Below are 12,720 nucleotides of genomic sequence, written 5' to 3' on the forward strand. Positions count from 1 at the left end.
TTTAAATAATTAATTTTTTAAAATAACTAAAATAAAATTGAAGAAAACCGTTACGGAAAGCAATAACATGGTATACAGGGACAATAAAAAAACTTTTTTTGCCCATAGTTGTTCTTCCGTTTTTTTGATGTTAAAAACAGATAGCAGCCATACCGTACAAAAAGATAGGAAAAGACAGGATAAAAGAATATTGAACTTTCCTGAAAAAAATAAAGCTACACAGCTGAGGATGTATAGACTGATGTAGATAAATAAATGGATTTTGGTCTTTGAAATTCCTTTTACCAATGGAAATAAAGGGATTTTTGCATGATCATATTCCGCTTTTCTATAGAGCGCTATCGCATAGGTGTGGGGAACCTGCCAGAAAAAGTAAATAAGAAAAAGCAGCACTGCATCACCATTGATCACAGGTTTAAGGGCAAAATATCCCATTAAAGGAGGGAATGATCCGGCTATCGCACCAATTTCAGTACTCATATAATGTTTCCTCTTAAAAAAGACCGAATACAAAATAAGATAGCAGAAAAAACCGGCGACCCCCGCTAAAGCAGTATAAACCGTTGTAAATTTCCATAAAATAATCACCCCCGCACAGAAAATGAAGATTGCTGAAAAAAGGATTTCCCGTAAAGGATTTCTATAAAAAATGGTACTGCGATATTGGGTGCGCTTCATCAGCTCATCAATATCCCTGTCATACATATTATTAAAAATACAGGCTGAAGATATGATCAGTGAACTGCCCAGAATAAGAAAAAAGAAATGAATCCAGTGGATGGGTAATTGAGCCGAATAGAAAAAGCCTGTACAGACCGCCATAAGGTTCCCCTTTACAATGCCTGGCTTAGAAAGATGATAATAATCTTTGACCTTTACCTTCAATTTTGTAATAATTTTCCAACAGAAATCTTTTAATGCTTAATAAAAACAATTTACTTACAATCAATAGATTAAGTATGAATGTGCCTGTTTAATTTATTGATATTGTGCAAATTGAAGGCTAATCCCGGTGCATTCTTATCAACACATTAATACCTGTGAAATAATAAAAATACTAAAATTTGTCCAGCTTTATATTAAAATTTTGAAAATAATGATTAATAAAGTGTATCAAATAGATTTCTGTGTATTCTGATTTTATGAGACTAATGCAGTGAATAATGAATCTGAAATATTTAGGATTTACATCGCCCTAAACCTTTCATCTCCCACAGGATATCAACAGGCCATGAAAGGAAACTAAAAGTAAATGGTGTGCATCCGGCGGAAGGACTACTTTATTAGTGTGCGGCAGCAAGAATCTCTAAAGAATAAATACCGCATCATTATGGTAAGGATGTGAATGATATTTGATAAATAAAAGTTTATGGGATAAAATTTTTGCTAAATTTGAGCATATGAATTATAAAATTTTATAACTAAACCAAATTATTATTATGAAGAATTTAAAACTCCTGTCAAGAAAAGAACTGAAAACCATTAAAGGAGCGGCATCTGATTCAAAATGTCCTCCCGGGAATTATTATTGTCCTGAAGCCGCCGTATGCATTCCGATCAATGCAGAATGCTATATTATTGTACCGGATATACCCGTAGAATGAGCAGCATTTCACTGATTACATTTAAAAAGTTCTTCCCTGGAGGAACTTTTCATATAAGTACCGGCCTGCAATTGCATGTATGTGTTGCTCAGTAGGATTGCGTGATTTTTATTCCGGTATCACTGATAATTGCTTACCTCGATCAGATTGAAATCGGGGTCTCTGAAATATATTGATCTTATTTTTCCTAATGCCCCGGTCCTGTCTACAATACCTTCAAGTACTTCTATATTTTTTTCTTTTAATTCCTTCAGGACTTCCTCAATTTTCGTTTCTGCAATGAAGCACAGGTCGGCAGATCCTGGAGTAGGATGCTCTGCTTTCGGTTCAATTTCTTTTCCTTTTTGATGCAGATTAATTTTCTGATTTCCGAAAACGAGTGCTTTTCTGTTGTCACCAAAGGTAACAGCACCAAAACCCAAAACATCTTTATAGAAATCTATGGTTGCATCAATGTCTGCCACGGTTAAAACCAAATGATCAATATTCTTGATAATCATAATGTTAATATTTTATACCAATTTTATTCAACAGCTTCAATTTTCAAGATTTCGCTCTCCATCACCTTTGTCCCGCTTTCTTTCTAGAACTAGCTTTCAATATATTATTTTCTTTCATGTATATCTTGAAATCAAATTCAATGGAGAACAGCTTCGAGGGTTCGATTCCGGCTGCTAATGAAATCTTTAGCAAGGTAGATAATCTGGGCATATTTTCTTTTTTGATGAGTCTGTAAACTTGTTTCCTGTCAACATTTGCTGCTGCTGCTAAATCTGCTACATCGATTCCTTCTTCATCGATAAAATTTTTAACATAATCAGCAATAGCGATAAAATATTTATCTTGAATATCTTCCATTAAATAAAAGTGACCTATTGCATTAAAAGTTTTGGAGTTTCTAATTATATTATTCAATTCCCTCAATCTTCACCACCTCACTCTCCATCACCTTTGTCCCACCCTCATTATATACCTGCTTAACTGTAACTTTAATACGGTCATATTCCGGGGTAGGGAAGTCCATCAGCTGAGAAATATTTTTGTAACCGAAGGCTTTGGCCAGCAATGCAATATGGCGGGTGGAGTATTTGTGTCGTTGTGTATGTGATTCTACATTGCCTACAAAAGATTTTGCCACACCCATTTTGAAACTTAGTTCTTCTTTAGATAGACCCGCTGATTTTCTTAAGTTTTTAATATGATTAGCTAAGTCAAAATCAAATTGCGTTGTTTCGAAAGTGAATTTTTTCTCCATTAATTATAAATAATTTATCCTACTGGTTGGATATTTAAAAAATATTATTATATTTGTATCAGCGAATTGATAATGAGCCTATAAAGGCAAATTAAAACGATGTTATCTCGAACCAAAATGACCAATTTTCCATCGAGAAACTCGTGAAATCGCTCCATGTCGAAAAGTTCCTTACTTTTGCATACGGCATGTGGGCGGTTCTCACGTATGCTTTAGATGGAAACTTTAAACTACGGTTTAAGGTGGGTTTGGTCGCCCATGGTTCTAAAGTGTGAGGCCGCTCCATGCTATTTTTGCATCTTCCTGCTCATACTTCAAAGCATCGTTCCATAATAAAAACATATTCAGATGAGAACGACATTTTCAACCCTGCTGTTGATCGGCCCACCGGAATAACCGGAGCCTCACAGCGTAACAGATTACAGCTCCATACCAAAACTGCCTGTCCATGCAGGAAGTAGAGGATAACTTCACTTCAAACCGCCGCCACCCGAAATTCCTTTTATCCAAAAGGAAAGCCAAACTACGCTTCAACTCACCCATTAAAAGTACTGGCTTTCTTTTAATATTCCAAATTATTTTTCAGGATGAAAGGAAAATGGACGGTCAGCATAGGACAGAAGGTCAAGGAGCTGTTTAGCATTGAGTGATTGGTGTGTTTTTTTATGTACCGGCTGTTGCAGCCGTGTCTATTTCATGCTTTCCGGTGCCCTGCGGGCCCTGCTTTTGTCCTCGGTTACCCAAAGTTCATTCTCTACAATGGGCACCTGGAAAGCTTTTTAAATCGATCATTCCTGGAAAAATAAAAAGGCCCTTCCTGCAAAAAAAGTTGACGCTGCGCAGAAAGAGCCGGGTGTTTAATAGTATAAACCTTTTCAAAAGTATGAAAAAAAACTTTTGCAGTCACCGCCCTGTCCCAAAAACAGCGGTTTCAGTCCTGCCCAATCCGGGAACCGGGATTCCAGGCATGCTGCCAAACGCGGCTAATTTCAACCGGTTAAACCAAACAAAATCCACCGCATCATGAACAAGCATTCAACATTGGAGCACCAAAGTTTCAGGAAAGCCAGTAAGAAACATTCCGGGCTGAAGCTCATAAAGAGATTTTTCAGGGACCATGACCTCGTGTCAGCTAAAAATATCCTGTCAGAGATCACCTCCAGCGCCATGAACCGCAACACCTGGATCCGCCCGGAACCTTCTGCCGTGCTGGATTTTTACCTGTCGGTTAAATCGTTTATCCGCGGATGTTACCTGCTTCAGTTCAGGCATAAGAAATGGATGCTCAATACACCGGAAGAGATTACGTCCTGCCGGGTGCTGGGTTCACTTTCGGAGCGGGAATATGCACATCCTTTCCGGGTGTTCAAAAACGCCTTCCGGGACCATGACATCCAAGACTTCGACCGTTTCATTGCCGAAGTATCCTATTTTTCCCTCGGTGTGTATGACGGGCAGCCGGGCGGGAATGTGGTGACGCCGTTTATATCCCTGAACAAAATGTTGGATGCGGCTTGGGTGGTTTTGGAGCGGGTTGAAGGGGAGAGTGGGAGGGGTTGAGAGTTATAGAGTTAGAGGGTGGGAGAGTTTGAGAGTTTGAGAGAGTGAGAGGGTGGGAGAGTTTGAGGGTTTGAGGGAGAGAGTGTGTGTGGAAGAGTGGGAGGGAAGCCATGCCAGTCACAAACGATGTGGAAACGGTGGTGGAGGGAGGAAGTGCCTGGATTTTACACGATCATTATATCAGATTACGAATACAGAGTGTGGAAGTTTTATTTTTTAAGATATCTTAAAAGTTTTATGTGGTGATGTTCCCATCTTTATCTTACTGAAAATATGAGATAATGATTAAGCAAATACCACAACCTAAAGTGTATCCTATCGTGAAGAACGTATTGGAGTTGGATACGGAATCCCCCGTTCAGAGTTTGATGCGCCTGGCCGATACCTATGGCGGCATCTATAAATTCCAGGTGGGTAATATGACTTCAGTAGTTATTTCCGATCCGGATCTGGTCAATGAAGTCTGTGATGAATCAAGATTCGATAAAAAGGTCCATAAGCCTCTTGAAAAAATAAGGGACTTCGGGGGCGATGGGCTTTTTACAGCGTATACTGAAGAAGAGAACTGGGGAAAGGCGCACCGGATCCTGGTTCCGGCCTTTGGTCCGGCTGCTGTAAAAACCATGTTTCCGCAAATGCTGGATATTGCAGAACAATTACTGCTTAAATGGGAAAGATTAGGCCCTGAGGCGGTTTTGGATGTTCCTGATAATATGACGAGGCTTACGCTGGATACGATAGCGCTTTGTGCTTTCGATTTCCGGTTCAACAGTTTTTATAACGAAAAGATGCACCCTTTTGTGGATGCGATGATCAATGCTTTGCAGGAAGCCAGCCTTCATATCAGGCGTCTTCCTATGATCAATCGCCTGAAGCTGGTCACGAAACGGAACTACGAACGGGAAATTGGGCTGATGAATACCGTTGCAGCAGATATCATCAAAGATCGAAGGAAATTACCTCCCGAACAATGGCCGGATGACCTGCTGTCCCTGATGCTCCGCGGTAAAGATCCATTATCCAGAGAAGGGCTGGATGACAGTAATATCACCTATCAGATGCTGACGTTCCTTATTGCCGGTCATGAAACCACCAGCGGAATGCTGTCCTTTGCCTTATGTCTTTTGTTGAAGAACCCTGATAAGCTAAGCAAGGCACAGGAAGAAGTAGACCGGGTACTGGGACATGAAAAACCGCGGTTTGAGCACCTGAACAAACTGGTTTATATAGACCAGGTTCTTAAAGAGAGCCTCCGTTTATGGCCTACTGCTCCCTTGTTTGGGCTTTACCCTTATGAGGATACCGTAATCGGAGGTCAGTATGAAATCAAAAAGAATGAAGCCATATTGGTGCTTTTACCTTCATTGCACCGAAGCAGCAAAACCTGGAAAGGGGACGTGAATGCATTTGAGCCGGAAAGGTTTGATTCCGAAAACATGAATACAGTACCGCCCAATGCCTATAAGCCTTTTGGAAACGGGCAGCGTGCCTGTATCGGCCGTCCCTTTGCCATGCAGGAAGCAACCATAGTCCTGGCTATGATGCTCCAGCGTTTCAATATATATGAGCATGATCCCGGTTATCAACTGAAGATCAAAGAGTCCCTCACTCTTAAACCGGATGGTTTTTTCATTAAAGTTGCCAAACGCGAAAGAGGAAATAGGGATTCAGATGCTATTTCTGTTCATTCTGAAGAAACCGTAAAAGAATCTAAAGCAATAGCCTCTGTCAACAAGCATCATACGCCATTGCTGGTTTTATTCGGTTCCAACAGCGGAACCAGCCAGGACTTTGCGTACCGGATCACTAAAGACGGAACCACTTACGGATATGATACAAAGATGGCCTCTTTAGATAGTTTTTCCGGGAACCTGCCGGCAACAGGAGCCGTTATCATTGTCACCGCGTCCTATGAAGGGCTTCCGCCGGATAATGCCAGGAAATTTGTCAACTGGCTGAGGTCTGCACAGGATAAAAATTTGCAGGATGTCCGGTATGCGGTATTCGGATGTGGAAATACAGATTGGACGAAAACCTACCAGGCAGTGCCAACCTATATAGACCATCGCTTAACCGAATTGGGCGCAAAACGGCTTATGCAAAGGGGTGAAGGAGATGCTAAACATGACCTGTTCGGAAGTTTTGACCAATGGTACGAATTGCTCTGGGCAGAACTTGCCCATCATTTTTCTGTAGAGGTAAATACCATAAAAAGGCCGGGTAGCTATGCTATAGATATAGTCAACGACATTAGCGCGCATATTTTAAATGAACCGGATATGCGGGTGGGTACTGTAATCATCAATGAAGAATTGACCGACCGCGCTCAGCCGGGTATCCGTTCAAAAAGGCACCTGCAAATAGAACTGCCGCAGGGCATGAGCTATCGTACAGGGGATTATCTGTCGGTATTGCCATTAAATCCAAGAGCGAAAGTTTTGGAGCTTTTAAAAAGATTTCATTTGGAGTATGATTCAGAAATGATCATCAATACAGACGATGCAAGCGTACCATTGCCTAAAGGATATCCGGTGAAAGCTGGTGACCTGCTCAGCCAGTATGTGGAGCTTAATCAGATCGCCACCCAAAAGCAAATTCACCTCCTGGGAGAATATACGCTTTGTCCACCGGAAAAAATGAGGCTGTTGCAATATGCCGAAGATAAACAATATAATGAAGAGGTATTAAGTAAAAGGCTCAACCTTTTGGATCTGTTGAAGCTTAATCCCGCCTGTGAACTCCCGTTTGAGGTATTTCTTGAAATGTTACCCGCCATGAAGCCGCGCCGGTATTCGATCTCTTCCTCTCCGCTGTGGAATAAAGAACACTGCACACTAACCGTAGCTGTGACGGATGCAATTGCATTTTCCGGTTTGGGACGATATCAGGGTACTGCCTCAACTTACCTGGCAGGTCTTGCAGCAGGCTCGAAGATTATTGTGCAGGTAAAACCGTCGCCCGAAACCTTTCATCTCCCCCAGGATATCAACAGGCCTGTCATTATGATTGGTGCAGGAAGCGGTATTGCTCCGTTTCGTGGGTTTATTCAGGAGCGTGCTATTCAGAAATCGAGTGGGGAAACTGTGGGAGAAATGCTCCTCTTTTTCGGTTGCCGCGCAGAAAACGCAGACTATCTTTATCACCAGCAATTACAGGAATGGGAAAAAGAAAAGGTAGTTTCCGTTTATCCTTCATTCTCGGCTGGTCCAGATCATGATATGGTCTACGTACAGCACAGTGTCTGGAAACACAGGGACGAAATAAAACGCTTGTTGGACAATGGAGCAATCATCTACCTGTGTGGCGATGGTAGCTATATGGCTCCGGCAGTCCGTGAAACACTTATAAAAATATATCAGGAGATCATCCGTACAGATTTCGAAACTTCATGGCACCGTTGGGAAGAAGAGGTTGAGAAAAAGCATAGATTTGTTACCGATATTTTTGAATGATGTGTAAATCTTTAACGGTCTTAAATTATTTGACACCGAGCGTATTGAAGGAACAGATATTGCTGTAATCGTGATCATACAGGTGATGGCCGGTGATGGTAAAATGACCGGCTTTCAGCCATTGATAACCGCATGACAGATACATGAAACTTACTGATTACCTTAACGAACATCTTAGCCTTACCAATGATATGAGCAGGTTATTGGATGACCTATTCGAAACAACGGCGCTTCCAAAAGGATATGAACTGCTGGCTGAGGGCAGCAAATCTAAGAAGTTTTTCTATCTTGAAAGCGGCCTGATGCGGTTGTATTACCTTAAAGAAGGAAAAGACATCACCCATTTCTTTCTTAATGAATCTTCCATATATACCCCTATTGAAAACGTTTTTTTTAACGAATATTATCCGTTTAACCTGGTGCTGCTGGAAGACAGCGTAATCAGAAGTATTGATTTTTCCGTGCTTGAACCCTATGTGGATAAAGACCCGCAACTGCAACGTTTGTCACGTTTTCTGGCCGTATCTGCTATCAGGCAGCTTTCAGACCAGCTGTATTCCATCAAGTTTCAGACGGCACAGGAGCGATACAAGATTTTACTGCAAAATTATCCGGGCATCCTCCTGCGTGTACCTCTGGGACATATTGCTTCTTACCTTGGCATCACGCAGCAGACGCTTAGTGTCATCCGGGCAGAATATGGGAAATCATAAATTAAGAATACAGATTAATGAGCTGTAAGATTCTATTAAAAAAAGCCTTATCCTGCATGCATCATATCTTCATCCTTTCTAAAATCAGCAGTAATTTTCTGTCTTAAATTTCTCCTTATTCGTTTCACAACAATAAAACGAATTAAAAATAACAGTATATTTTTTTTTACTCTTCTCCAATACCGGTATTTTTTAAAGAATCGCTCAAAATCAGTGGGGGTATCAGTAGAAATGAAGTACAAAAATGGTTTTGACAGCATTTTGATTTCCTGTTTGGTTAAATTTTGAATCAGAAGAAACGCCCAGCATTTAATAAGGTTATGCAACAAATATCTTTGTTCTTCATCGAATGGCATTCCCAAATATCTTAATTCAAAAGGCTCATGCTGAATGAAAAGGGCTAAGTGTAGATTTTTTTCAGGATATAAATCATATTTTACATAAAAATCTTCCAGAATAGCTCTCCATTGATAGATCTGAATTAAAATACGATCACAGTGTTGATTAATTTTTATGTGATTTTGATTCTCATGCTTTCTGTAATGATAGATCGCCTTGGGATTTTCCCCGATACGGGAAGTTAAAGCGAGTAACTGATGAGAAAATAGACCGTCTTCACAAGGTTGTATATCTTTCGGAAATTGGATGTCTTTATATGATTCTAGAAAATCCCTTTTTAAAAACTGAGCACAGGTTGGTAATGCCGGGATAGGAACATTCCTATTACAGAAATAACTGCCCAATATAGTGATGTCATTGTCTTGATACATTGAAACAACATACGCTGTCTCAAGAAACTCTCTATCAATGGTGTCATCTGAATCCAGAAAGAAGATATATTGTCCTGTAGCACACGTTAGCCCTAAATTTCTTGCAGCGGAAACTCCCGCATTACTCTGGTAATAATATTTTATCCTATTATCATTTCTCATGAATTCCTGACAGATATTGCCAGAATTATCAGTACTTCCATCATTTATTAAGATAAGTTCAAAATCCGTTAAGCTTTGATTCAATACACTTTCTATTGTTTCTGACAAAAATTGATCTGTATTGAATATGGGGATAATTACGGATACCAGAAAATTATTCTTATTGTCAGTAGTTTTATTTATAGCCATTGGTTAAGGTTTAGTTTGTTTAGATGGAATTCCCTATAGGTAAAAACTCCATTTTTAAATCCGATCACAGCGCCGAAATCAATCTTTTCAGCATTGCTATGCATGGGAAATACACAAGATCGGTAAGCATTCTTATCTGCCAGAGGTTTGGGAAAAACCTTGAAGTTAAGGCCATCTTTAGAAACGGCTAAATAAAGAATTTCTGAGGTACATTTCTTAACATCTCCTGCGGCAATACACAGGAAATAATATCCTTCTGCATAAGTAGCCTGTACATGCCAGGGAGCATATTGGGTGTTCACTTTTATCCAAGGTTCATTAATGAAATTTACAACTTTACTCTGTCTGAACTCTGAGAAATCCAGACCATTTACTGAAGTCCTTCTGATTATGTAGGAAGGCTTATTACCGGGAAAGTTGGAGCTGATATTATTCTGAACTTCAAAGCTTATATATTGGGCACCATTATACACGATAGTAGGAGAGATAACGTGATTATTTTTAGGAGAATAGGGTGGGTTACTGGTGTAGGCAACCTCCAGCGGGGTCCAGGAGACTCCGTCTGTCGAGGTCTGCCGTACTATTGTCCTTTGTGCGTTTCTCATTAGCTTTTTATAGTTGTTATAGCTTTTTTCTCCTCTTTTCTTTAATGCTTCAGCCTTAATCATGCTGCCCCTGTAATAAAGGGAAAATTTCCCGTTGTTATAATTCCAGTCCACATCAGACCAAAAACCTTGTATTTCTTCACCTTTTTTTTCTCTGAAACTCTCATGAATTCCCGGGGTCATCTGTATCGGCCCACCACTATTACCTGTAGGAGGTGTCCAGTTTAAACCATCATTAGAAACAACAACAGTAGGATTTTCGTATCTTTTAGAGATCTGGACATTTTCAACAGCACCAAAATAAGGCGTGAATACCATCCAGTATTTATATCCATTGAATCCATTAGGGAAATATTCTACATCAGGATGACAGTAGCTGAAATTAGGATTACTGATATCTTTAATCAGAGAAAGGTCATTTTCACCAGGGTGGTTGGCATTGGCAAAAGTTTTTATATTAATCATTCCCTTATCCGTAAAGTAATCTATAATTCCGGTGTATTCCTTATTGTTATCTGGAACAACAGGTACATTTTCAGGAAAAAATGGCTCTTCTATTTCTGAACAGGCTAATATAATAGCTAGTATGATAAAAGAACACGATGCTATTTTAAGTCTAAATGTCTTGTACATCATATTTTGTATTAGAAGTATGTAAGAATCTTATATATAAAAGTAGTTTAGGAAAACGGGTAGATTATGCTGTATTAAGTCAGAATGCAAATGCAGGTTGTATTTCATTTCTTATTTGCTGTCCTCTGGATTATGATGGATTTTTAACGATTCTATGTATTTAGAGTAGCAAAGGAATCTTTCAAATGCTTTACTCTTTGCTTCATAATATCCCTCCCAGCCACTCAAAATCTCCATATTTAGAATATATACTTTAAAAAACACAGCGCTGGGCATCAATAAGGACTTCACATAAATCTTATATTTAGGTTGTTGCTTAGGATATTGAGCATAATTGTTCGTTTCATCATTGATCTTTTCGGTATGATCAGAGATACGAGGGCAAGTATTTTTTATTTTCATCGGTACAGATGTTCAAAATGGTGATGTAAACTTTTATATTTAAAAGCCGGCATATATCTTACTTTCTGACCAGCTGTATAGATAACAGATCACTCTTCAAAATAATCCTGCTGCATTGTCCGTTTTGGAAAATATAGGTGCTGCTGCTTTCATTATTTCCCGGAATCACATATCTGTGGGGAGTTACTTCCTTTAAATTGACTAATTTCTGCTGGCTATCGGAATATATGGAGGTAAGTTTCCGGGGTTCGCTAAAGAACAGGCTCAGCATATTATTGCGTATTTCACCTATCGGCAAAGCATGGGACTGATGGCCGTCATGCACAGTATAAGAATTTCCCAGGTACTTTATTGAATTGTCTGTTTTAATTTTATCATTAGCCTGTCGGAAGACGGAACCGGATTTCAAAACTCCGTTTTCAAAAAGAGCATGTTCCTTACCAAGGATCACGACTCTTTTAATTAAAAATGTAATATCCGCAGAAAAGTTCAGCGTGATAACGAAGTTTTGATCACTTCCTGTTTTTTTCACAATTGTACTGCCCACTATCTTATCATTATGAATAACATCATAATACTGAACGGTGTTTTGTCCGTAAGACATTGTTGAAATGAACATTAAAAATGCCAGTGCTGAAATACAATAGTTATTCATATAATCTTCTTGTTTATTTTCCGATTCAATATCATTATCGTTGTGTTGGGACCGATCTTAAGGATTTTAAAGCGTGAGGCTCAATGCTGATGTAAAAACTGACATTGAAGTCGTTATTTTTTTGTGCTGACTTTTGCAAAAGTTCCTCTAATTCTGTCTGTTGGCGTCTTTAGGTTTGGATGCTTAATCATCATGATATATTACTTTTTACTTCAGGTGCTCACTTACTAAATACAGTATTGCGAAAACCTTGCGTGGAAAATTGAATATATTTCAATTAATTTTTTAATTATCAGGAGATCAGTATCTTAATTTAAGTTACATTGCATTATTCTGCTTTCTTATCATTCACTACAAAAAGTTCATGTAAAATTTGTTGAGTACCTGGAGAATTATTTCATATTCTGAAACTCTAAAAAAAACTTTGGAATAATTTCATATTGTATCATACTGAATATTAGATCACTTGCTAAAATTAGACTGCGTGTTCATAGAGATGATTTGATTATACGCCATGCATATAAGACCCGTAAAAACGGATCGCGCCTTTTTACGATCAATGAATAGAGGGTTTATTCAATGCAATACCTACTTATGCTTATGCTATTCGGTAATGATAAGAGATTGTTTTATGCTGTATTAGAAACTATAACATGCGCTGTAGAAAGAGGTGAAAGTAAATTTGGTAATTAATTAAAATATAATTTTATATATGCAAAG

The 12,720-nt window shown here is 39.0% G+C and carries 11 protein-coding genes; 4 read left to right on the forward strand and 7 right to left on the reverse strand.

Annotation, left to right across the window (positions count from 1 at the left end):
* Positions 1 to 9: 9 nt before the first annotated feature.
* The gene (gene cyoE / locus QE404_RS01870) at positions 10 to 885 is read right to left on the reverse strand and encodes a heme o synthase (RefSeq protein WP_307453674.1); all 876 of its coding nucleotides are present in this window, start codon (positions 883 to 885) and stop codon (positions 10 to 12) included.
* Between the two features lie 554 nt (positions 886 to 1,439).
* On the opposite strand from cyoE, the gene QE404_RS01875 reads away from it, so the two are divergent.
* The gene (locus QE404_RS01875) at positions 1,440 to 1,604 is read left to right on the forward strand and encodes a bacteriocin-like protein (RefSeq protein WP_307445809.1); all 165 of its coding nucleotides are present in this window, start codon (positions 1,440 to 1,442) and stop codon (positions 1,602 to 1,604) included.
* Between the two features lie 119 nt (positions 1,605 to 1,723).
* On the opposite strand, the gene QE404_RS01880 is transcribed toward QE404_RS01875, so the two are convergent.
* From QE404_RS01880 to QE404_RS01890, 3 genes are all read right to left on the reverse strand, one after another.
* A complete protein-coding gene (locus QE404_RS01880; protein WP_307445810.1) occupies positions 1,724 to 2,104 on the reverse strand; it encodes a VOC family protein in 381 nt (126 codons plus the stop codon).
* A 61-nt stretch (positions 2,105 to 2,165) separates the two neighbouring features.
* Positions 2,166 to 2,462: a helix-turn-helix domain-containing protein gene (locus QE404_RS01885; RefSeq protein WP_307445811.1), complete on the reverse strand. Its 297-nt coding sequence runs from the start codon at positions 2,460 to 2,462 to the stop codon at positions 2,166 to 2,168.
* Between the two features lie 49 nt (positions 2,463 to 2,511).
* The gene (locus QE404_RS01890) at positions 2,512 to 2,859 is read right to left on the reverse strand and encodes a helix-turn-helix domain-containing protein (RefSeq protein ID WP_307445813.1); all 348 of its coding nucleotides are present in this window, start codon (positions 2,857 to 2,859) and stop codon (positions 2,512 to 2,514) included.
* A 1,023-nt stretch (positions 2,860 to 3,882) separates the two neighbouring features.
* Between QE404_RS01890 and QE404_RS01895 the strand changes: the two genes are divergently transcribed.
* The 3 genes from QE404_RS01895 to QE404_RS01905 all read left to right on the forward strand — a co-directional run bounded on the left by QE404_RS01895 (position 3,883) and on the right by QE404_RS01905 (position 8,584).
* Entirely contained in the window at positions 3,883 to 4,419 is a 537-nt protein-coding gene (locus QE404_RS01895; protein WP_307445814.1) for a hypothetical protein, read from the forward strand.
* Positions 4,420 to 4,700: 281 nt separating this feature from the next.
* On the forward strand, positions 4,701 to 7,871 hold the full coding sequence (locus QE404_RS01900) for a bifunctional cytochrome P450/NADPH--P450 reductase (protein ID WP_307445816.1): 3,171 nt from the start codon (positions 4,701 to 4,703) through the stop codon (positions 7,869 to 7,871).
* A 143-nt stretch (positions 7,872 to 8,014) separates the two neighbouring features.
* Positions 8,015 to 8,584: a Crp/Fnr family transcriptional regulator gene (locus tag QE404_RS01905; RefSeq protein ID WP_307445818.1), complete on the forward strand. Its 570-nt coding sequence runs from the start codon at positions 8,015 to 8,017 to the stop codon at positions 8,582 to 8,584.
* Between the two features lie 47 nt (positions 8,585 to 8,631).
* Here the strand turns inward: QE404_RS01905 and QE404_RS01910 are convergent, their stop codons facing one another.
* The 3 genes from QE404_RS01910 to QE404_RS01920 form a co-directional block, all read right to left on the reverse strand.
* Positions 8,632 to 9,705 (reverse strand): glycosyltransferase family 2 protein, encoded by a 1,074-nt coding sequence (locus QE404_RS01910; protein ID WP_307445820.1) that lies wholly within the window; start codon positions 9,703 to 9,705, stop codon positions 8,632 to 8,634.
* Positions 9,696 to 10,946, reverse strand: a complete 1,251-nt coding sequence (locus QE404_RS01915; protein ID WP_307445822.1) for a hypothetical protein — start codon at positions 10,944 to 10,946, stop codon at positions 9,696 to 9,698. The genes QE404_RS01910 and QE404_RS01915 overlap by 10 nt, the downstream gene beginning before the upstream one ends.
* A gap of 457 nt (positions 10,947 to 11,403) precedes the next feature.
* Entirely contained in the window at positions 11,404 to 12,000 is a 597-nt protein-coding gene (locus QE404_RS01920) for a DUF6134 family protein (protein WP_307445824.1), read from the reverse strand.
* Between the last annotated feature and the right edge of the window lie 720 nt (positions 12,001 to 12,720).

This window comes from Chryseobacterium camelliae, assembly GCF_030818575.1.
In the GTDB taxonomy this organism is placed as follows: Bacteria; Bacteroidota; Bacteroidia; order Flavobacteriales; family Weeksellaceae; genus Chryseobacterium; species Chryseobacterium camelliae_A.